We start from the raw sequence: 20,696 nt of genomic DNA on the forward strand, positions 1-20,696 counted from the left end.
TATCTTACTTTCTTACCAATGGCAAACCTGCGCCTGTAACAGGCGCCGTGGGTTGAGGGCGCTATGGACGCGACCCGCCCTTACAAAGCTGGCGAAGCCGCACCGGCAGCAAGGCAAGTATCGGTTGCGAAAAGTTTGCTTTGCAATTCGTGTTGCCGTGTTACCTTGGGGCATGGGACGGCATCCACTCCGCACTCTTGCTGGCATATGCCTTGCTGCAGCGACAGCCGCCACTCCCGCATCTGCTCAATCACCGGACAGGATCGACCTCGCACAGGAAAAGGTCGACCTTGAACTGGTGCTGGCGGTCGACATCTCCGTGTCGATGTCGAGGGACGAGCTCGAAATCCAGCGCGAGGGCTATGCCGCCGCGCTGACCGATCCTGAAGTCGTAAGGGCTATCACCTCCGGCCCGTATGGCAGGATTTCGCTGGCCTATTTTGAATGGGCCGGTGTGACGTCACAGAAGCTCATCGTGCCCTGGACGATGATCGCCAGTGCCGAGGACGCGGCGGCGTTTGCCGCCAGACTGGACCGGATACCCGCACAGCAGCCGCGCCGGACGTCAATCTCCGGCGCCATCAATTTCGGCGTCGATCTTCTGGCCGAGAGCCCGCATGAAGCCAGCCGACGGGTGATCGATATCTCGGGCGACGGCAGCAACAATGAGGGGCCCCCGGTGACGGCGGCGCGGGACGTCGCAGTGGAGCAGGGGATCGTCATAAACGGTCTGCCGGTGATGGCCGACAAGGTGAACTTCAGCGGCAACGATGTGGCGCATCTGGATGTGTATTTTGAGAATTGCGTCATAGGAGGGCCAGGCTCCTTCGCCATTGCGATCAATGACTGGGCCGAATTTCCGGCGGCCATACGCCGCAAATTGCTGCTGGAAATCGCGCGGCGGCCGCCAGCGCAACCGGCGCCGCCTCCCGTGATCCTGGCGCAGGCGGCGGCCCCGTATGACTGTCTGGTCGGCGAGCAGCTCTATCTCAACAATCCAGGCCGAAACATGTACAGTCCGGAGAATTTCCAGTGGCCTTCCAACAGGCCGGAAAATTGGCCGAGACGATAATGATGCCTCCGCTCGCCCGACTGGTCGCCGCTTCGTGATCCCGGCGCAGGCTCGCACTGGATGAAGCGGACCGGCGCCGAGCCGACGATCGCGGCCGCATCAGGAGACGCATGTGAGCCAGACGACACTGGTTATCGAAACCTCCGGGCAAGGCCTTTACGAGTTCACCGAGAGGGCGGAAGCCTTTGCCCGGAGCTCGGGCGTTGAAACGGGCCTGCTGACTGTCTTCGTCCGCCATACCTCGTGCTCGCTTCTCATCCAGGAAAATGCCGATCCGGACGTTCGCCGCGATCTCGACGCCTTCTTCCGCAGGCTGGTGCCGCCGGCCGACGATCCGGCGATGGACTATCTCGTCCACCGGCTCGAAGGGCCAGACGACATGCCTGCACATATCAAGGCCGCGCTCACCTGCGTTTCGTTTTCCATTCCGGTAACGGGCGGCGAACTGGCGCTCGGCACCTGGCAGGGCATCTATCTCTTCGAACATCGCGACCGGCCCCACCGGCGGGAAATCGTCCTGCATCTCGCCTGAATCAGGCAGTCTCATGAGCGGCGGCAGGCCGCGTTGCGATTTATCTTAAGATATATCTTGATTATGGGTAACCGCGCGCGTATCTAAGATATATCGTAAGAAACAATGTAAGGAATCAAACATGCATAGACACAGGCATTCATGCGGGGGCGATGTTCTCCGCTTCATGGCCGGCAGGGGCGGCCCTTTCGGTTTCGGCCCGAGAGGCCGCAGGGGGCGAGGCTTTGGCGGAGGCGGGGGCGGGCGCGACATGCTCCGCGCCGGCCGGCTGTTCGGCGATGGCGAATTGCGGCTCATTGCACTTGCGCTGATCGAGGAGACGCCCCGCCACGGCTATGACATCATCCGGGCTTTGGAAGAGCGCTCCAGCGGTTTCTACAGCCCGAGCCCGGGTGTGATCTACCCGACGCTCACCTATCTCGAGGAGGCAGGCTTTGTGCGCTCGGAGGCCGAGGGCAACAAGCGGATCTATTCCATAACGGAGGCCGGCAGCGAACATCTCGCCGGCAATCGGGCAACCGTTGAGGCAGCGCTGGAGCAGCTCGAACGCTTCGGCCGCAAGATGGCGCGCGCCCGCGAATGGTTCGACTGGCGGGACGGCGGCGAAGGCCCCGATCCGCGCGAACGCGAAATGCCCGAGAGCCTGCGCAAGCTGCGCCAGGTGCGGCGGCGGCTGCGGGCAGCGCTGGCCGACGCGCTCGATGCCGAAGCGGCGCGGCGCGAAGAAGCCATCGCGATCCTCGAAAACGCGGCCGACGCGTTGGAAGCACTCTTTCGCCGCTAAAGCCATAAGCCTTGCCGACCGGCCCGCGGGCCGGTAGTGACAAAGCCGGTCCCCGATTTGCGGGGCCGGTTTTCGCATGGAGGTAGCCCATGTCCTTCCTGAAACGTCTTTTCGGTCTCAATTCCGGGAATGGCAATGATGCCGCGGCACCGGCCGTGACTGCCGAGACCGAGCACAATGGCTACACCATCCGGGCAACGCCTTTCGCCGAGGGAGGGCAGTATCAGACCTGCGGCGTGATTTCGAAGGAGATCGACGGCGTGATGAAGGAACATCGTTTTATCCGCGCCGACAGGTTCCCCTCCGCCGACGATGCGGCCGCCCATTCGCTGCGGAAGGGGAAACAGCTCGTCGACGAGCAGGGTGACGCGATCTTCCGTTGAGCGTTATGGCCGAGCGGCATCACCCGCCGGCGCCAGCCCGTCGATGAGGGCTGCCAGCACCTCCCGATAGGCGGTCGGGTCGCCGCCTGCTTCGATTGAGAGGGCGGTGCGGTCGAAGGCAGCAGCCAGCAATGCCGTCAGCGGCTCGACCGGCAGCTTTCTGATCGCGCCGGCGCGCATGGCGCCCACGAGACCCTCGCGCAAGGTGCGATTTCCGTGCCGCCCATCGATCTCGTCCATGACGGCGCGGCCGAGGATTGCCGGTCCGTCGAGCAGGAGCAGGCGTGTCCGTCCGTCCTTGGCCATGGCGTCGAGGAAAGCCGTTCCGCCGGCGACAAGCTGCTCGCGCGGAGAAAATGAGCCGACCGAAGCCTTTTCTATCTCCTCGGCGACGCGGGCGGATTCCTGCTCGACGACCGCGAGGAACAGAGCCTGCTTGTCCGCGAAATGGTGGTAGAGGGCGCCGCGCGTGACGCCGGCAGCGGCGACAATCTCCGGCGTTCCGGTCTCGGCATAGGATTTCTCCACGAACAGCTTGCGCGCGGCCTCGATGAGAGCGGTGCGGGTGGCCTCCGTCCGTTCGACATTGGTGCGAGGTTTTCTATCTTGCATACATGCAGCCTGTATGTTATTTGAAAAATACATGCAGAATGTATGTTACTTGCGACAGGAACAAAAGCCCGAAAGGAACCCCGATGAAAACGACCAGCTACTATCCCGTCATCATGAGTGACGATGTTGCGGGGACGACAGCCTTCTATGTCCAGCATTTCCGCTTCAAGCCGCTGTTCGAGAGCGACTGGTATGTTCATCTGCAGTCGGCGGAGGACAAGCGGGTCAATCTCGCCATCCTCGACGGCAACCATTCCACCATACCGGCAAGCGGCCGCGGCAAGGTGTCGGGCTTGCTTCTGAACTTCGAGGTGAAAGATCCCGACGCGGAATATGAGCGCGCGAAGGCTGCCGGCCTGCCAATCCTGCTCGAACTGCGTGACGAGGATTTCGGCCAGCGGCATTTCATCACCGCCGATCCGAATGGCGTATTGATCGACATCATCAAGCCGATCCCGCCGAGCAAGGAATTCCTGGAGCAGTACGCGCCGGATGCGCTGCCGCAATAATCCGGTATTCGCGGCTTAGAGCCCGCTCAGGCCGCTGCTACGATCTCCACAACCTCAACGTCGAAAATGAGATCACGGCCGGCCAGCGGGTGATTGGCGTCAACGGTCACCTGATCGTCACGGATATCGGTAACCGTCAACGCGATCTGCCTCCCGTCTTGGGTATTGGCCTGCAGGCGGGAGCCGACGGCAAGGTTGAGATCCTGCGGGAATGCCTCACGGGGCACTATTTGCACCTGGCGCTCGTCTCGCGGTCCGTAGGCCTCGTCGGCGGGAATGGTGACGGTTTCGCGCTCGCCCACGGTCATGCCTTCCACCTGACGCTCCAGCCCGCTTATAATCTGTCCCGCTCCGACCTGGAATTCGAGCGGCTCGCGGCCAGCCGAGGAGTCGAACTCCGTGCCATCTGCCAGCTTGCCGGTGTAGTGAATACGCACGACGTCGCCGCTTTTGACTTCGGTCATATCTGGCTCTCAATCGTTCCTGGGGTTTTGGTTTGCAGCGCCGAAATGCTGACGCCGGTGAAGAGGCAGGCGATGGGCGCACCTCTTCAGGAAGCTTAGGGCATGGGCCGGCGATGTAAACCGTCAGGGACGAAATTATGTCGGGGGACCAGATCCATACTGATCGCCAGTTTTTGTCGGTTAGCCGGAATGGCAACAGGAGGCATGGTCCCTGGCGTCATCATATTCGTCGTGGCGGCGCATCCACCCCATGATCTCGTCTTCATTGCGGCCTTTCGGCGTCAGGTCAAGATAGTTGTAGGCTCCGATCAATATGTCGCCGCCGCGCGCATAGGACGAATAGGTATGGAAGACGGCGCCCTTCTCGTCCTTGTAGAATACGCTGATGCCGGGCATCTCGCCTTCGTGGAAATCGCGCCAGGGCGTCGTCAGCTCGTAATTGTAGAAGACCTTGCCGTCGACCAGATCCTCGTCCCTGACGGAGACGTGGAAGTCGTAGTTGAAGTCGCTGCCGCTGGACGAGACCCAGTCGAAGGTCCAGCCCATGCGCTTCTTGAAGGCTTCCAGCTTGGGCAGGGGCGCGCGCGAGGCTGCGACGAACTTCACGTCGTGGTGCTCGAAATGCCGCCGCGCACCGTCGACATGATCGGAGAGGAAGCAGCAGCCCTTGCAGACATCCTGCTCGTCGCTCGGCGCGAACATGAAGTGATAGACGATCAACTGGCTGCGGCCCGCGAACAGGTCGGCCAGCGTCTGCCTGCCTTCCTGCGCGTCGAAGACATAGTTCTTTTCGATCTTCACCCAGGGAAGCCGGCGCCGTTCGGCGCTCAGCTTGTCGCGCAGACGGGTGAATTCCTTCTCCCTGGCGAGAAATGCCTTGCGCTCCTCCAGCCATTCCTCACGCGATACGATACGGTGTTGCATCTTTGCTCTCCTCTCCGGGGCGCTTCCCGCCCCGATGCATCAAGGACGCTGCGGGCGGCAGCGATCCCGACAAACGGGCCTGAAAAACTGCTGCCTGAAAAGGCTCTTCAGGCAGAAGCCTTGTTTTTTGCCCTTCCGCTTCCCTCGGCCGCCAGCCGATCGATATGCTGACGGATGTGAGCCGCTTCGGCGGGGGTGCGGGCCAGTGAAATGGCCTTGTCAAAAGCAATGCGCGCCTCGCCGGTACGGTCGAGCTCCATCAGAAGGGCGCCGAGCACGCCATGGAAATAGAAGTAGCCGGAGAGGCGGTCTGCCAGCGGTTCGACCAGTTCGAGAGCCGCTTCCGGCCCTTTCGCCTTGAAGACGGCGACGGCGCGGTTGAGCGTGACCACGGGTGAGGGCTGGAAACGTTCGAGTGCGCGATAGAGTATCTCGATCTCTTGCCAGTCTGTGTCCTTGGGGGTTGCCGCGCGGGCGTGGAGCGCGGCAATCGCAGCCTGGACCTGATAGGCTCCGGGGCGCCGATGACGCATGGCCTTGTCGACCAGCGCCAGACCTTCCGTGATCCTGTCGTGATGCCACAGGCTGCGATCCTGCTCCTCGAGGAGGACGATATTGCCTGCGGCATCGATACGGGCAGGGGTTCGCGCATGCTGCAGGAGCATGAGGGCGAGCAGGCCCATGATCTCGGGCTCGGCGGGGAAGAGACGCAGCAGCAGCCGGGCCAGCCGGATTGCTTCGTCGCAAAGCGGCTCGCGCACCTGAACCTCGCCGCTGCTCGCCGAATAGCCCTCGTTGAAGATCAGGTAGATCATGGCGGCCACGGAGGCCAGCCGCTCTGCGCGCTCGACGGCGCCGGGAGCGCCGAAAGGCACCTCGGCTTTCGAGACGCGGCGCTTGGCGCGCGTGATGCGCTGCTCCATCGCTTTCTCGTTGACGAGGAAGGCGCTGGCGATCTCCCGCACGGTGAGGCCCGATATGATGCGCAGGGCGAGCGCGATCTGCTGTGTGGCCGGCAGGTCCGGATGGCAGCAAATGAACATCAGCCGCAGGATGTCGTCGCGGTAATGCGCGTCGTCCAGCCGCTCGGCCATGTCCGTCTCCGCATCACCTAGATCGGAAATGGCCGCGTCCTCGGGAAGCACGGTGTTGCGGCTGTCGCGGCGCACCGAATCCAGCGCCGCATTGCGGCCGACGAAAATGAGCCAGGCGGCCGGATCGCGCGGCGGCCCCTTGACCGGCCAGGTCTTCATTGCGCGCAGGCAGGCTTCCTGAAAGGCTTCCTCCGCCCGGTCGAGATCGCGGAAATAGCGCAGAAGCGCGCCCATCGCCTGCGGGCGGGCTCCGGTCACCGCGGTCTCGATCCAGGCAAAGTCGTTCATGATGCTACTTTCGCCGTTTCAGGCAGGACGCCCTTTTCGAAGATGCGCAGAGGGCGGATTTCGAAGGTAACGGCCTCGCCTTCCTTCATGCGCTTGGCGAAGTCGATGACTTCCTCGAGGCTGTCGCAATCGACGATATAGAGGCCGAGCAATTGCTCCTTGGTCTCTGCGAAGGGCCCGTCCAGGACGATCTGCTCGTTGCCCGAGGCGCGGATGGTGGTGGCGCCGGTGGTCGGCMCCAGCCGGATCGCCGGGCCCATGCGGCCCCTGTCGACCAGTTCCTGTTGTACGCGCCGGCGCTTGGCCAGAACGGCATCGTCCTCGGCCTTCGACCAGGAATTGACTACGTCCTCGTCGTGGTAGCAGAGAATGGCGTAAAGCATGAGGGTTCACCCCTTTCGGTTTCAAGACGGTCGACAATGCCCCAATCCGACAAGGTCGGTCGAGAAAATTTGCCGATTATTGCGGCGTGATCGGGGAGGATGCTTGCATGGCGCGGATTTGCCGGTAAGTGTCCGTCCGACATGAAGACGCTGACGATCCGACGCCCTGACGACTGGCATCTGCATCTGCGCGATGGCGCGGTGCTGAAAGCCGTTCTGCCGGAAACCTCCTCCCATTTCGCGCGTGCCATCGTGATGCCCAATCTGGTGCCTCCGGTGGTGACCACGGCCGATGCAAGGGCCTATCGCGCCCGCATCATGGCCGCGCTGCCCGAGGGGCACCGCTTCACGCCGCTGATGACGCTCTATCTTACCGAGCGCACCGAGCCCGACGACGTGGCAGCAGGCTTCGAGAGCGGCGAGGTGACGGCGGTGAAGCTCTATCCCGCCGGCGCGACGACCAATTCCCAAAGCGGCGTACGCGACATCGAAAAGGCGTTACCGGTGCTGGAGCGCATGGCCGAGATTGGCATGCCGCTTTGCGTCCATGGCGAGGTGACCGATCCGGCGATCGATATTTTCGACCGCGAGGCCGTCTTCGTCGAACGGGTCCTCGATCCCCTGCGGCGCCGTTTGCCTGAATTGCGCGTCGTCATGGAACATGTGACGACGAAGGAGGGTGTCGACTACGCCCAGGATGGCGGCGACAATCTCGCCGCAACGATCACCACACATCACCTGATCATCAACCGCAATGCCATTCTCGCTGGCGGCATCCGCCCGCATTACTACTGCCTGCCGGTTGCAAAGCGCGAGAAGCACAGGCTGGCGCTGCGCAAGGCGGCGACCTCGGGGCATCCGCGCTTTTTCCTCGGCACCGATTCCGCGCCGCATGTCGATCCGCTGAAGGAATGCGCCTGCGGCTGCGCGGGCATCTTCAATGCGCCGAACACGATGGCCTGCCTTGCCCATGTATTCGAGGAGGAGGGTGCGCTCGATAGGCTGGAAGCCTTCGCTTCGCTCAACGGGCCGGCCTTCTACCGCCTTCCGCCGAACGAGGAACGGATCATGCTCGCCCGGCAGGAGGAGCCGGTGCGCTATCCTTCCAGGATCGAGACCGGCGACGGCGCGGTAACCGTCTTCGACCCGATGTTTCCCATCCACTGGAATGTCGAAACCAAGGCTGGATAGAGGCCGACAATCCTGATACCCAGCAGGCCCGTCGATATGCGAAGGGCCTCCCGATGTTTGCGAATACTTTTCCCGACCGTGCGCTGATCGCCGAGACAACAGCGAAGATGCTGCTTGAGATCGAGGCGGTGCATTTTCGCGCCGATCAGCCCTACACATTCACCTCCGGTCTGGCGAGCCCGGTCTATATCGATTGCCGGAAGCTGATCTCCTATCCGCGCATCCGCTCGGCTGTGATCGACTTCGCCGCATCGACGGTGCTGCGCGGTGCCGGCTTCGAGCAGTTCGACGCGGTGGCGGGCGGCGAGACGGCGGGCATACCGTTTGCGGCCTGGCTTTCCGACCGGCTCGCCTTGCCGATGCTGTATGTGCGCAAGAAACCCAAAGGTTTCGGGCGCGACGCGCAGATCGAGGGCAATCTGGCGGACGGCGCGCGGGTGCTGCTGGTGGAAGATCTTACCACCGACGGCGGCAGCAAGCTCAAATTCGCCGAGGCGATCGGCAAGGCAGGCGCGAAGGTGACCGATACTTTCGCGGTGTTCTACTACGACATCTTTCCCGATACGCCGGAGCGGCTGAAAGCCGCCGGCATGCGGCTTCACTATCTCACCACCTGGTGGGATGTGCTGGAGGTCTGCCGCAAGGAAAAACGCTACGACACCGAGACCCTTACGCAGGTGGAGAAGTTCCTGAAAGCCCCGCTGGAATGGTCCGCCGCCAATGGCGGCATCGCGGAACTGCCGAAATAGCAGCATCTGGGGTGACGGTCGGTTTAAACTTCGCACGCAAGTAATTACTATGTGATGCCGAGGAGAAAAATCGATGGAAGCGAAGATCGTCCGGATAGGCAATTCGCGAGGCGTGCGCCTGCCCAAAGGCGATGCTGGAGCAGGCCGGACTGACCCGATACTGTGGAAATCTCGGTCGAAGGGGGCAGGATCCTGATCGAGCCGCTACAGAAGCATCCGCGCGACGGTTGGAAGGAGATGTTTTCATCCGAGCCAAGAAAACTGGAGTCGGAGGATTCGGAGTGGCTCGACGCGTCGCTCACGGATGAGGAAGACAGGTGGTAGGGCGGGCCGTCGCTGGCTTCGAAATCTGGCTGATCAGGCTCGATTCCGCACAGGGCTCCGAACTTCGGAAGACTCGTCCGGTCGTCGTTGTTTCTCCCGACGAGATGAACGCTGCAATCCGCACAGTGGTCGTTTGTCCGCTGACCTCCACGCGCAGAAACTGGCCTACGCGAATAGCTGTTGATTTCGACAAACGTGCCGGCGACGTTGCATTGGATCAAATCCACGCAGTCGACCAGTCAAGGTTGGTCCGCCGCCTTGGCGCGCTGACACAAGAAGAAGCGGTAAAGGTTTCTGACAAACTACAGGCCATGTTCGCCTGGTAAAAGGCATGATGGCGCGGTCCAAATGTGCGGCCGCGCGCGCAGGCAGCGCAAGTTTCGTAAGGAAGGTCCGGTCATATGTCGCTCAAGGGAAAGACGCTTTTCATCTCCGGCGGTAGCCGGGGTATCGGTCTTGCCATCGCCGTCCGCGCGGCGCGGGACGGAGCCAATGTGACCATCGCCGCCAAGACCGCCGAGCCGCATCCGAAGCTGCCGGGCACGATCTACACGGCGGCAGGCGAGATCGAGGCGGCGGGCGGCAAGGTGCTGCCGGTGCTTTGCGACATTCGTAACGAGGATCAGGTTGCAGAGGCAGTGGCGGCCACGGTCGAAGCCTTCGGCGGCATAGACATCTGCGTCAACAATGCCAGCGCCATACAGCTCACCGGCACGCTGGAAACGGATATGAAGCGCTTCGACCTGATGCATCAGATCAACACGCGCGGCACCTTCCTTGTCTCCAAGCTGTGCATCCCGCATCTGAAAAAGGCGGAAAACCCGCACATACTGAACCTGGCACCGCCGCTCGACATGGACGCCAGATGGTTCAAGAACCATGTCGCCTATACAATGGCGAAATTCGGCATGTCCATGTGCACGCTTGGCATGAGCGCGGAATTCGCCAGCGACGGCATCGCCGTCAACTCCCTTTGGCCGCTGACGGCAATTGATACGGCTGCCGTGCGCAACCTTCTCGGCGGCGAGGCGATGGCGAGCGTCAGCCGCTCGCCCGAGATCATGGCCGATGCCGCCCATGCCATCCTGACGAAGCCGTCGCGCGAATGCACGGGCAATTTCTTCATCGACGAATTGGTGCTGCGCGACGAAGGCGTGACCGATTTCTCGAAATATGCGCCTGACGCGAAAGGGCCTCTCGCCGGCGACTTCTTCGTGCCGGATACGGTGTTCGAGAAGACGGACACCAAGGTCAATCTGATGGGTTCCTGACAAACTCTTCTTGTCCATCCCGAACGGCACGAACCTGCATTGACGCTCGCTTCGCGCGCGTGGCACATACGCGGCAATCTTTATCGGCCGGCCGTCCTGCCCATCTGCCTGGGCCGAGTAGCCGTCTGAGTCTTGCCAGTTCGAAAGGAAGTTTCGCATGGATATCAGGAAGGAAACTGCTGAACTCATGGCCCGTTTGGGCGTGCCGTCCGAGGCGATTTCGGGCGGCGACCTGCGGGTTGCGAGTCCGGTGACCGGCGAGGAGATCGCAGCGCTGAAATCCATGTCCGCAGCGGAAACCGACAGCGCCATCGATCGTGCCGACGAGGCGTTTCGCACATGGCGCATGGTGCCGGCGCCGAAACGCGGCGAGCTCGTGCGGCTGCTCGGCGAGGAGCTGCGTGCGGCGAAGGAGGATCTCGGCCGGCTTGTTTCGATCGAGGTCGGCAAGATCCCTTCGGAAGGGCTCGGCGAAGTGCAGGAGATGATCGACATCTGCGATTTCGCGGTCGGTCTGTCGCGCCAGCTCTACGGCTTGACCATCGCCACCGAGCGTCCCGGCCATCGCATGATGGAAACCTGGCATCCGCTCGGCGTCGTCGGCGTCATCTCGGCCTTCAACTTCCCCGTCGCGGTATGGTCATGGAACGCAGCGCTCGCCTTCGTCTGCGGCAATTCCGTCGTCTGGAAGCCGTCGGAGAAGACGCCGCTGACCGCGCTGGCCTGCCAGGCGATCTTCACCAGGGCTGTGAAGCGCTTCGGCGAGGCACCGCAGGGCCTGCTAACGGTGCTGATCGGCGACCGCACCGTCGGCGAGGCGCTGGTGGACAACGAGAAGGTGCGGCTGGTCTCGGCGACCGGCTCGACGCGCATGGGCCGCGAGGTCGGTCCGCGGCTTGCCAAGCGCTTCGCCCGCGCCATCCTTGAGCTCGGCGGCAACAATGCCGGCATCGTCTGCCCGTCCGCCGATCTCGACATGGCGCTGCGCGCCATCGCCTTCGGTGCCATGGGCACGGCGGGCCAGCGCTGCACGACGTTGCGCCGCCTCTTCGTGCACGAAAGCATCTATGACCAGCTCGTGCCGCGGCTCAGGAAGGCCTATGAGAGCGTTTCCGTCGGCAGCCCGCTGGAAACGAATGCGCTGGTCGGGCCGCTGATCGACAAGGCGGCGTTCGAGGGAATGCAGAAGGCGCTGGAGGCGGCGAAGGCAGAGGGCGGCAAGGTGACCGGCGGCGAGCGGGTCGAGAACGGCCATGCCAATGCCTATTACGTGCGGCCGGCGCTGGTCGAGATGCCGAAGCAGACGGGACCGGTGCTGGAGGAGACCTTCGCGCCGATCCTCTATGTGATGAAATATTCCGACTTCGATGAGGCGCTGAGATTGCACAACGCGGTGGGCGCGGGGCTTTCCTCCTCGATCTTCACCCGCGACATCCAGGAATCGGAGCGCTTCCTCGGCGCGGATGGTTCCGACTGCGGCATCGCCAATGTCAATATCGGCACCTCAGGCGCGGAGATTGGCGGCGCCTTTGGCGGCGAGAAGGAGACGGGCGGCGGCCGCGAGAGCGGTTCCGATGCCTGGAAGGCCTATATGCGCCGCGCCACCAACACGATCAATTACTCGAAAGCACTGCCGCTCGCCCAGGGCGTCTCCTTCGATATAGACTAGGGTGTAACCTCACGGGACAAGTGTCCTTGAGGCTGCAAGCTATGAAAGGGGCGGTCGCATGGTTGTCAAACGCATTATTGCGAACATAGCGGCGTCGGACATCCAAGCAGCCAAGCCTTTCTATCACGACATCCTTGGAATGGATGTTGTGATGGATCACGGCTGGATCGTTACCTTCGCGACCAAGGCAAACACCACGCCTCAGGTGAGCATCGCGGTTGAAGGCGGATCGGGCACGGCAGTGCCCGATCTTTCGATAGAAGTCGATGACGTAGAGGACGTCCATCGCAAGGTGGTGCAGGCCGGCATTGCCATAGAATACGGGCCCGCAACGGAGCCCTGGGGCGTCCGCCGTTTCTACGTGCGCGATCCTTTCGGCCGCTTGGTCAATATCCTCGGCCATATCACTGACGGTCAGGCTGACAGCCGCTGATAGTCGGCATAGACGGCTTTGGTCATTTCCTCGTCCCATGGCATCAAGGGCGGCAGGACCGCAGCCAGGCCGGGATCGTCATGCCGTTTCGCGAGGATTGCCTTGACGCCCGACACCAGCGGCTTGCCGTCGAAAAGGGCGCGGATCTTCTTTGCGGCATCCAGGGCATCATCGTCCGCCTGATGAAAGGCGCGGGCGCATAATTCGGCATTGAGATTGGCCGTGGCCGAAATGCAGCCGGCAAACGTGCCCTGCCGCGCCTCGGCCAGAACCGCCTCGGAGGAGGGAAAGACGTCGAGTTCGGGCGAGATCGCCGCCACCGCTCGCGCATAGGCGAGGTCGCCGGAGGAGTCCTTGAGGCCGGCGATGCGATCGCCGAAATTTTCCACCAGCCTGCTTACCAGATCGACCGTGTAAGCGATGCCTGACTGCGCCGGAAAATTGTAGAGGTAGATCGGAATCGGAGTCGCTGCAGTCCCTTCGGCTATGCGCTCGATATAGCGAATGACGCCCTCCTCCGGGACCCCCTTGTAATAGAAGGGTGGCAGGACCAGTGCGCCGGCAAAGCCGAGCTCGGCCGCTTCCTTCGTCAGATCGACGGCATCCTGCATCGCCGCGGCGCCGGTGCCGACCAGCATTCGACCAAGAGGCAGGCCGGATGAGGCCGCGTGCCGCATCAGGCCGATGCGCCGGGACAGCGGAAAGGACGTGGCTTCTCCCGTCGTGCCGAGGACGTTCAGCCCGTCACAGCCGTTTTCGAGAAGATCGGATGCAAGACGCTTGAAACGGGCGGCATCCAGCTCGCCTTGCGCCGTAATGGGGGTGGCGATCGCCGCTATGACGCCGCGTAGTCTCTGATTCGTCAATTTCTTCTCCGTGCTTGCGTTCGGACCATCCCGATTTCAACCGCCTGCAATCAGATCGGCGGATCGACTTTCCAGCACATACCAACTTTGGAGGTGCAAAACACACCCAATTGGCGTTTTCCGCACGAGCGCGAAAGCTGGCAGGATCGCTTACTCCAAATCCTCAACAACAGAGGCCGCGGGACGGCAACATCGGGGGCGGTATGCTAGGGGGCTATGGCAGAAACAAGGATTATCTGAGCCTATCGGGAGGCTCCAGGGAAAAGCCTGCAGTGCCGGCCGACAAGGAAGCGGGCAATGTCGCCGAAGGCGTGCCGGCCGATGGTTCCGGCGCAACGGACGGTCAGACATCCGCCGCCCTTCTGGTCGCCCCGTCGGCAGGCGATCCGGCGGGTTCCTCCACTGCGGGGGAAACGGCCCAAGGGATGTCCGGCGCCACGCTGACATCCGGTGGCCGAATCGTCGCGCTGGCAGAGAGCGCGACATTCCTGCAGGTGGATGGTGTATCCATGCCGGCAGGTGCCGCTGGTGCATCCTCCACCCCCGCGACTTCGATCGAAGCCGCAAACGCTCCTTCTTTGGACGGCGCCCCTTCTAGCGCACCTTCTTTGTTGGACGATGCTCCCTCATCAGGCAACGCACCTTCATTGGACGTGGCAGAGCCGGCCCCTGCTGGCTTTTCCGAGATAGTCAATCCGGCAATGGGTTCTTCTCCGCTGGAGCCCACGCCCGAAACCGTCGGGAGAAGCATAACCACTCCGCCGGGCGACAGCATACTTGTTCCGAGCGACGAACTGGAGGAACGTACGATCAATGAAGGAGGAGGTGTCGCTCCTCCGGCGGCCGCTCCGGCAGCGGCTCCTTCGGCTGCACCGTCGGCTGCCGCCACCCCGAACAAGATTGCGCTCGAAAACCAGAAGCAGGGTAATCCCGAAAGCGAATGGGGGATCGATGGCGACGGCGACATGAACATCCAGGGTTTCGCCACCGAGATCAGCACCAATATCGGCGGCACCGTGGAGTTCAAGATCGCGACGGATTCGACCAATTACCGCATTGATATCTACCGCCTCGGCTATTACGGCGGCATGGGCGCGCGCAAGGTGGCGACGATCGACAAGGATCTCACCACGGCGCAAATACAGCCGCATCCGATCGTCGACTATACGACCGGCCTGATCGATTGCGGAAACTGGTCGGTTTCGGCGAGCTGGCAGATTCCAGACGACGCAGTTTCCGGCGTCTATATCGCCAAGCTCGTGCGCGAGGACGGCACCGAAGGCGAAAGCCATATCCCCTTCATCGTGCGCGACGACGGCTCCACCAGCGATATCGTCTTCCAGACCTCCGACACGACCTGGCAGGCCTATAATGCCTGGGGCGGCGCAAGCCTCTATTTCGGGCAGGTGCCGACCAATCCCGAGGACATGATGTCCTATATGCCGCCGAATTGCAGTTGCGGCCTGACGGCGATCGGCCGCGCCTATGCCGTCAGCTACAACCGGCCGATCCTTACCAATACGAGCCCGGCCGGGGGGACTCACGACTTCATTTTCGGCGTTGAGCATTCGGCCATCCGCTGGCTGGAGCAGAACGGCTATGACGTCTCCTATATCTCGGGCGTCGATACTGCGCGTTCGGGCAGCGAGCTTCTGAACCACCAGGCGTTCCTGTCGGTAGGCCACGACGAATACTGGTCGGCCGAGCAGCGCGCCAATGTCGAAGCGGCCCGCGACGCCGGCGTCAATCTCGCTTTCTGGAGCGGCAACGAGTGCTACTGGAAGGTGCGCTGGGAAACCAGCATAGACGGCAACGGCACGCCATACCGTACCATGGTCTGCTACAAGGAGACCTGGGCCGGAACGGATATCGACCCCAGCGACGTCAACACGGGAACCTGGCGCGATCCGCGCTTCCAGGATCCGGGGCAGGAGCCTGAGAACTCGCTGACCGGAACATTGTTCACGGTAGACAGCTACCGGCTCGATCAGATCACCGTGCCTTACGACTATTCGCAGCTTCGCTTCTGGCGCAACACCGATATCGCCAATTTGCAGCCGGGCGAGACCGGTACGCTGGTGCAGAATCTGCTCGGCTATGAGTGGGATTCGGATGTCGAGAACGGTTTCCGGCCCGCCGGCCTCATCAATCTTTCGTTGTCGAATGTCTTCGTCGACACCTATCTACGCGATTACGGCACCTCGATCGGCTCCGCCGATGTAACACACAGCCTGACCATGTACCGCGCCGAAAGCGGCGCGCTGGTCTTCGGCGCAGGCACCGTCTTCTGGTCCTGGGGTCTCGATTCGAACCATCAGGGCCCGGCGACCCCGACCGATCCGAATGTCCAGCAGGCGATGGTCAATATGTTCGCCGATATGGGCATCCAGCCGACGACGCTCGATGCAAGTCTCATCCTGGCGACCCAGTCGACCGATTCCAGCAAGCCGACTTCCACCATCACTACGCCGATCGTCGGCGCGAGCTTCGTCGAGGGGCAGCGCGTCACCGTCACGGGTACCGCGCAGGATTTCGGCGGCGGTCGCGTCGCCGGCATCGAGATATCGGTCGATGGCGGACAAAGCTGGTGGAAGGCCACCGGCCGCGAGAACTGGAGCTATAGCTGGAACGTCCAGGCGAGCGGCACCTATACGATCATGTCGCGGGCGGTGGATGACAGCCTCAACCTTGAGACTCCAGCCGCGGGCAAGCAGGTGACGGTCACCTTGCCCGATACGTCCAGCCTGTGGACGCTGGCAAGCGTGCCGACGCAAGAGACAGCGATGGACCGTGATCCGGTCGAACTCGGCGTCCGCTTTCAGGCTACCACAGACGGCACCATAGAAGGCATCCGCTTCTACAAGGGCTTCTACAATATCGGTGAGCACAAGGTGAGCCTGTGGACCTCCACAGGCCAATTGCTGGCGACTGCAACTTCGAGCGGCGAATCGCTTACGGGCTGGCAGACGGTCACCTTCTCCAATCCGGTTGAGATCGACCCGGGCGTCACCTATGTCGCCTCCTATCACACCAACGGCTACTATTCGGTCGACGAGAATTATTTCACGGCGACCTATGCCAGAGGTCCCTTGCAGGTGATGACGGGTGGCGGCGTCTTCGCCTATGGCGACAACCAGTTCCCGAACAACAGCGCCAGCAATGCCAACTACTGGGTGGATGTCGTCTTTTCCACCGGTCCCAATGCGGCGCCGACAGCAGTCAACGACAGCGGGTTCACCGTCACCCATAACGGCACGATCACTCTGCCCGCCTCGGCACTTCTCGGGAACGACACGGACCCGAACGGGGACAGTCTCTTCATCACTGGCGTGAGCGGCGCGCAGAACGGTGTGGTAACCTACAATGCCCAGCAGGGCACCGTCACATTCGCGCCGACGAACGGCTATAGCGGCCCGGCAGGCTTCACTTACAACATATCGGACGGGCGCGGCGGTACCTCTTCCGCAACTGTTAGCCTGACGGTCAACGAGCCGAATACCGGCCTCACGCTCTTCTCGGATGGTGACGGACCGACCGGGTCGGCACAGGTGGACGGGATGCCGCTGGAACTCGGTATGAAGTTCACCTCATCTGCGAATGGCACGATCTCAGGGTTGCGTTTCTACAAGATGGCGGGCGATACCGGCCCGCATACCGCCTCGCTATGGACGGCCGGCGGTACCCTGCTCGGCCAGGTGAGTTTCACCAACGAGACGGCAAGCGGCTGGCAGACGGCGACTTTCTCGCAGCCGATCCAGATCGCCGCTGGCACGACCTATGTGGCCTCCTATCATACGACAGGGACCTATGCGGCGACGACCGATTATTTTTCCTCCGCCCATACCAGCGGCCCGCTTACCGCGCCTTCGTCGGTCACCAGCGGCGGCAATGGCCTGTACACCTATTCGACGGGAAGCGCCTTCCCGACCACAAGCTTCCAGGCGACGAACTACTGGGTCGATGTCGTGTTCAACCAGACGGTCGGCAACAGCGCGCCGGTGGCTAGCAACGACAATGGCTTCACTGTCACGCATGATACGCCGCTGGCAATCGCCTCGTCGGCGCTTCTCGCCAACGACACCGATGCAGACGGCGACCCGCTGACGATCACCGCTGTCTCCGGCGCCGCCAACGGCACGGTCGCGCTCAATTCCCAGACGGGTCAGATAACCTTCACGCCCAATTCGGGCTATATCGGCTCAGCCAGCTTCTCCTACACCGTCTCGGACGGGAACGGCGGCACCGCCTCGGCTACCGTCAGCCTGAACGTGAACGCGCCGGGAGGCTCCGTAAGCCTGTTCCAGCCGTCGCAGGGGCCGACCGCCGCACCGGCCGATGATCCTGATTCCGTCGAACTCGGCCTGCGCTTCACTGTTTCCTCGGCCGGCACGATCACCGGCATGCGCTACTACAAGAGCGCACAGGACACCGGCACCCATGTCGGCTCGCTGTGGTCGAGCACAGGAACCCTGCTTGCCTCGGCGACCTTCACCAACGAGACGGCAAGCGGCTGGCAAACGGTGACATTCTCGCAGCCCGTGACCCTGTCGGCCGGCCAAACTTATGTCGCCAGCTACCATTCCAACGGCTTCTATTCGGCAAGCCCGGACTATTTCACGGCGCCTGTCACCAGCGGTCCGCTGACCGCCGGTACGGGAGCCGGCGTCTATGCCTACGGCACGAACCTGACATTCCCCAGCCAGAGCTTCAACAACAGCAACTATTGGGTCGATGTGATCTATACGCCGGCAGCTGGAAATGTGGCTCCGGTCGCGGCCAATGACAGCGGATTCACCACGGCCTACAACAGCCCGCTTGTCATCCAGGCAAGTGCGGTACTCGCCAATGACAGCGACCCCGACGGCAATCCGATTGCGGTAACGGGCGTCGGTGACGCCGTGAACGGCACGGTCGCCTTCAACAGCCAGACCAATGCCATCACCTTTGCCCCGACCGCTGGTTTTTCAGGGCAGGCGAGCTTCGGCTACACGATCTCGGACGGCAATGGCGGCACGGATACGGCCGAGGTTTCGCTTACCGTCCAGCCCCAGGATGCGGAGCAGTCCATCTTCGCAGCCGACGACATTCCTGCGACGATCACGGTCAACGATCCGCTCCCGGTCGAGCTCGGCATGAAGTTTCAGGCCGATGTCGCAGGCCAGATCACCGGCATCAAGTTCTACAAGGGACCTCAGAATACGGGCACGCATGAGGCCCATCTGTGGACCGGGACCGGCACGCTTCTCGCCAGCGCGACCTTCACCAATGAGACGGCGAGCGGCTGGCAGACCGTGAACCTCTCTAGTCCGGTCACGATCCAGGCCGACACGACCTATGTGGTTTCCTATCACACCAACGGCAATTATTCCGCGACCGGCAACGGTTTCGCATCGGAGAAGACGAGTGGCGATCTGACCGCCCTTTCAAGCGCCTTGAGCGGCGGCAATGGCGTCTATGCCTATGGGGCGAGCGGAAGCTTCCCCGACAGCACGTTCAACGCAACCAACTACTATGTGGACGTGGTCTTCAAGCCGCAGCTTGCGGCATAGACAAGGCGCATGGGGGCGCGGGTGGAAGACAACAGACTGCCGGTGACGGTTCTCACGGGATTTCTCGGCGCCGGCAAGACGACGGTTCTCAACCATGTGCTGACGAACCGCGAGGGTCGGCGCGTCGCCGTCATCGTCAACGACATGAGCGAGGTCAATATCGATGCCGATCTCGTCCGTGACGGCGGGGCCGATCTCTCGCGCACCAGGGAGACTTTGGTCGAGCTCACCAATGGCTGCATCTGCTGCACGCTGCGGGACGATCTTCTAACGGAGATCCGTCGCCTGGCCGGGGAAGGGCGGTTCGACTACCTGCTGATCGAGGGGACCGGCATCGCCGAGCCGCTGCCGATCGCGGCGACCTTCTCCTTCCGCGACAAGGACGGGGCCGCCTTGTCCGACATTGCCCGGCTCGACACGATGGTGACGGTGGTGGATGCCATCAATCTTCTTGCCGACTATTCCGGCCACGACCTGCTTTGTGACCGGGGCGAGACGCGTGATGCCGATGATCGGCGCACGCTTGTCGATCTTTATGTCGAGCAGATTGAATTTGCCGATGTGGTGATCCTCAACAAGGTGTCGGACGTGCCGCCGGATGTCCAGGCCAGGCTCCGTCAGGTCATCGCCAGCCTCAATTCGGATGCACGGGTGGTGGAGGCGGATTATGGACGTCTGCCCCTCGGCTCCATCCTGAACACCGGCCTGTTCGACGAGGCGAAGGCGGCGACGCATCCGCTCTGGCACAAGGAACTCTACGGCGCGGCCGACCATGTGCCGGAGACGGAGGAATACGGCATCGCCAGCTTTGTCTACCGCGCCCGCCGCCCCTTCGATCCGGGCCGTTTCCATCATTTCCTCGAACAAAGATGGCCAGGCCTCATCCGCGCCAAGGGGCATTTCTGGCTGGCGACGCGGCCCGATCGGGTCGGGCTCCTTTCCATCGCCGGTTCGCAATGCCGGACGGAGGCCAAGGGTTTCTGGTGGGCAGCCGTGCCGCAGGCGCAGTGGCCGCGCCATCCGCAGTTCCGCGCCCTTCTCGATCGGCACTGGAGCAATCTCTGGGGCGACCGCCGGCAGGAACTCGTCTTCATCGGCACCGGTCTCGATAGGGACGCAATCACCGCTGCGCTCGATGACTGCCTGACAGGCGCCGAAACGGGCTTCGACGCGGAAATCACAACGGGAATGCGTGACCCGTTCCCATCCTGGGAGCATCTGCACGCAGCAGAATGAATGCCTGAACCTTCAAGGAGAGTTGCATGAGTCAGGAACTTTATGCCGACGGCATCAGCGAGATTACCGTCACCGGTTCGATCGTCAGGATCGATTTCACCAGCCTTTCCGCGACGGAGCGGGACGCCGGCGGCAAGCCCAAGGCAGTATTCCGCCAGAGGGTGATCATGCCAGTCGATGCCTTCGCCAATGCCGTGGACCTGATGCAGAAGGCGCTCAACGGCCTTGTGGAGGCCGGAGCAATACGCCGCATCGGCGATACCGGCAAAGGGGCCGAGACCATGAATGTCGATGTCTCGAAGGCCGGGCCGGATGTGAACGCCTCGCCCAATTTCAACTGACACGGACGCCGGTCCGGGGGCT

General features: G+C 62.4%; 20 protein-coding genes. 14 read left to right on the plus strand and 6 right to left on the minus strand.

Going from position 1 to position 20,696, the window contains the following annotated elements:
- Positions 1 to 172: 172 nt before the first annotated feature.
- From L598_RS14755 to L598_RS14770, 4 genes are all read left to right on the plus strand, one after another.
- Entirely contained in the window at positions 173 to 1,072 is a 900-nt protein-coding gene (locus L598_RS14755; protein WP_144863696.1) for a DUF1194 domain-containing protein, read from the plus strand.
- A 112-nt stretch (positions 1,073 to 1,184) separates the two neighbouring features.
- The gene (locus L598_RS14760; protein ID WP_144863698.1) at positions 1,185 to 1,604 is read left to right on the plus strand and encodes a secondary thiamine-phosphate synthase enzyme YjbQ; all 420 of its coding nucleotides are present in this window, start codon (positions 1,185 to 1,187) and stop codon (positions 1,602 to 1,604) included.
- Positions 1,605 to 1,854: 250 nt separating this feature from the next.
- Entirely contained in the window at positions 1,855 to 2,388 is a 534-nt protein-coding gene (locus L598_RS14765) for a PadR family transcriptional regulator (RefSeq protein ID WP_246658765.1), read from the plus strand.
- Positions 2,389 to 2,477: 89 nt separating this feature from the next.
- Positions 2,478 to 2,771, plus strand: a complete 294-nt coding sequence (locus L598_RS14770) for an HlyU family transcriptional regulator (protein ID WP_144863702.1) — start codon at positions 2,478 to 2,480, stop codon at positions 2,769 to 2,771.
- 3 nt (positions 2,772 to 2,774) lie between these two features.
- Here the strand turns inward: L598_RS14770 and L598_RS14775 are convergent, their stop codons facing one another.
- Complete coding sequence (locus tag L598_RS14775; protein ID WP_144863704.1) at positions 2,775 to 3,383, minus strand: TetR/AcrR family transcriptional regulator; 609 nt, start codon at positions 3,381 to 3,383, stop codon at positions 2,775 to 2,777.
- 83 nt (positions 3,384 to 3,466) lie between these two features.
- Between L598_RS14775 and L598_RS14780 the strand changes: the two genes are divergently transcribed.
- On the plus strand, positions 3,467 to 3,892 hold the full coding sequence (locus L598_RS14780) for a VOC family protein (protein WP_144863706.1): 426 nt from the start codon (positions 3,467 to 3,469) through the stop codon (positions 3,890 to 3,892).
- 26 nt (positions 3,893 to 3,918) lie between these two features.
- On the opposite strand, the gene L598_RS14785 is transcribed toward L598_RS14780, so the two are convergent.
- From L598_RS14785 to L598_RS14800, 4 genes are all read right to left on the minus strand, one after another.
- Positions 3,919 to 4,356 (minus strand): peptidylprolyl isomerase, encoded by a 438-nt coding sequence (locus L598_RS14785; RefSeq protein ID WP_144863708.1) that lies wholly within the window; start codon positions 4,354 to 4,356, stop codon positions 3,919 to 3,921.
- 180 nt (positions 4,357 to 4,536) lie between these two features.
- Positions 4,537 to 5,280: a thioredoxin family protein gene (locus tag L598_RS14790; RefSeq protein ID WP_144863710.1), complete on the minus strand. Its 744-nt coding sequence runs from the start codon at positions 5,278 to 5,280 to the stop codon at positions 4,537 to 4,539.
- Between the two features lie 107 nt (positions 5,281 to 5,387).
- Positions 5,388 to 6,662 carry an RNA polymerase sigma factor gene (locus L598_RS14795; RefSeq protein WP_144863712.1) on the minus strand — a complete coding sequence of 425 codons (1,275 nt, stop codon included), beginning with the start codon at positions 6,660 to 6,662 and terminating at the stop codon, positions 5,388 to 5,390.
- Positions 6,659 to 7,045, minus strand: coding sequence for a YciI family protein (locus L598_RS14800; RefSeq protein WP_144863714.1), 387 nt, complete (start codon positions 7,043 to 7,045; stop codon positions 6,659 to 6,661). Before L598_RS14800 ends, L598_RS14795 begins: the two co-directional genes overlap by 4 nt.
- 141 nt (positions 7,046 to 7,186) lie before the next feature.
- Here L598_RS14800 and pyrC point away from each other — a divergent pair, with 141 nt between their 5' ends.
- From pyrC to L598_RS14830, 6 genes are all read left to right on the plus strand, one after another.
- The gene (gene pyrC, locus L598_RS14805) at positions 7,187 to 8,236 is read left to right on the plus strand and encodes a dihydroorotase (RefSeq protein ID WP_144863747.1); all 1,050 of its coding nucleotides are present in this window, start codon (positions 7,187 to 7,189) and stop codon (positions 8,234 to 8,236) included.
- A gap of 53 nt (positions 8,237 to 8,289) precedes the next feature.
- Positions 8,290 to 8,985, plus strand: coding sequence for an orotate phosphoribosyltransferase (locus L598_RS14810; protein WP_144863716.1), 696 nt, complete (start codon positions 8,290 to 8,292; stop codon positions 8,983 to 8,985).
- Positions 8,986 to 9,302: 317 nt separating this feature from the next.
- On the plus strand, positions 9,303 to 9,635 hold the full coding sequence (locus L598_RS14815; RefSeq protein WP_144863718.1) for a type II toxin-antitoxin system PemK/MazF family toxin: 333 nt from the start codon (positions 9,303 to 9,305) through the stop codon (positions 9,633 to 9,635).
- A gap of 75 nt (positions 9,636 to 9,710) precedes the next feature.
- Positions 9,711 to 10,580, plus strand: a complete 870-nt coding sequence (locus L598_RS14820) for an NAD(P)-dependent oxidoreductase (protein WP_144863720.1) — start codon at positions 9,711 to 9,713, stop codon at positions 10,578 to 10,580.
- A 157-nt stretch (positions 10,581 to 10,737) separates the two neighbouring features.
- Positions 10,738 to 12,249, plus strand: coding sequence for an aldehyde dehydrogenase family protein (locus L598_RS14825; RefSeq protein WP_144863722.1), 1,512 nt, complete (start codon positions 10,738 to 10,740; stop codon positions 12,247 to 12,249).
- Between the two features lie 58 nt (positions 12,250 to 12,307).
- A complete protein-coding gene (locus tag L598_RS14830; RefSeq protein ID WP_144863724.1) occupies positions 12,308 to 12,682 on the plus strand; it encodes a VOC family protein in 375 nt (124 codons plus the stop codon).
- Here L598_RS14830 and L598_RS14835 read toward each other — a convergent pair.
- Complete coding sequence (locus L598_RS14835; protein WP_144863726.1) at positions 12,664 to 13,548, minus strand: dihydrodipicolinate synthase family protein; 885 nt, start codon at positions 13,546 to 13,548, stop codon at positions 12,664 to 12,666. The genes L598_RS14830 and L598_RS14835 overlap by 19 nt on opposite strands.
- A 203-nt stretch (positions 13,549 to 13,751) precedes the next feature.
- On the opposite strand from L598_RS14835, the gene L598_RS14840 reads away from it, so the two are divergent.
- The 3 genes from L598_RS14840 to L598_RS14850 are packed head-to-tail and all read left to right on the plus strand — an operon-like array spanning position 13,752 to position 20,674.
- Entirely contained in the window at positions 13,752 to 19,097 is a 5,346-nt protein-coding gene (locus tag L598_RS14840; RefSeq protein WP_144863728.1) for a DUF4082 domain-containing protein, read from the plus strand.
- Positions 19,098 to 19,106: 9 nt separating this feature from the next.
- Complete coding sequence (locus L598_RS14845) at positions 19,107 to 20,333, plus strand: GTP-binding protein (RefSeq protein WP_144863730.1); 1,227 nt, start codon at positions 19,107 to 19,109, stop codon at positions 20,331 to 20,333.
- Positions 20,334 to 20,359: 26 nt separating this feature from the next.
- Complete coding sequence (locus L598_RS14850; RefSeq protein WP_144863732.1) at positions 20,360 to 20,674, plus strand: hypothetical protein; 315 nt, start codon at positions 20,360 to 20,362, stop codon at positions 20,672 to 20,674.
- Positions 20,675 to 20,696 lie beyond the last annotated feature (22 nt).

The sequence above is a fragment of the Mesorhizobium sp. J18 genome, from assembly GCF_007829525.1.
Taxonomy (GTDB): domain Bacteria; phylum Pseudomonadota; class Alphaproteobacteria; order Rhizobiales; family Rhizobiaceae; genus VLJP01.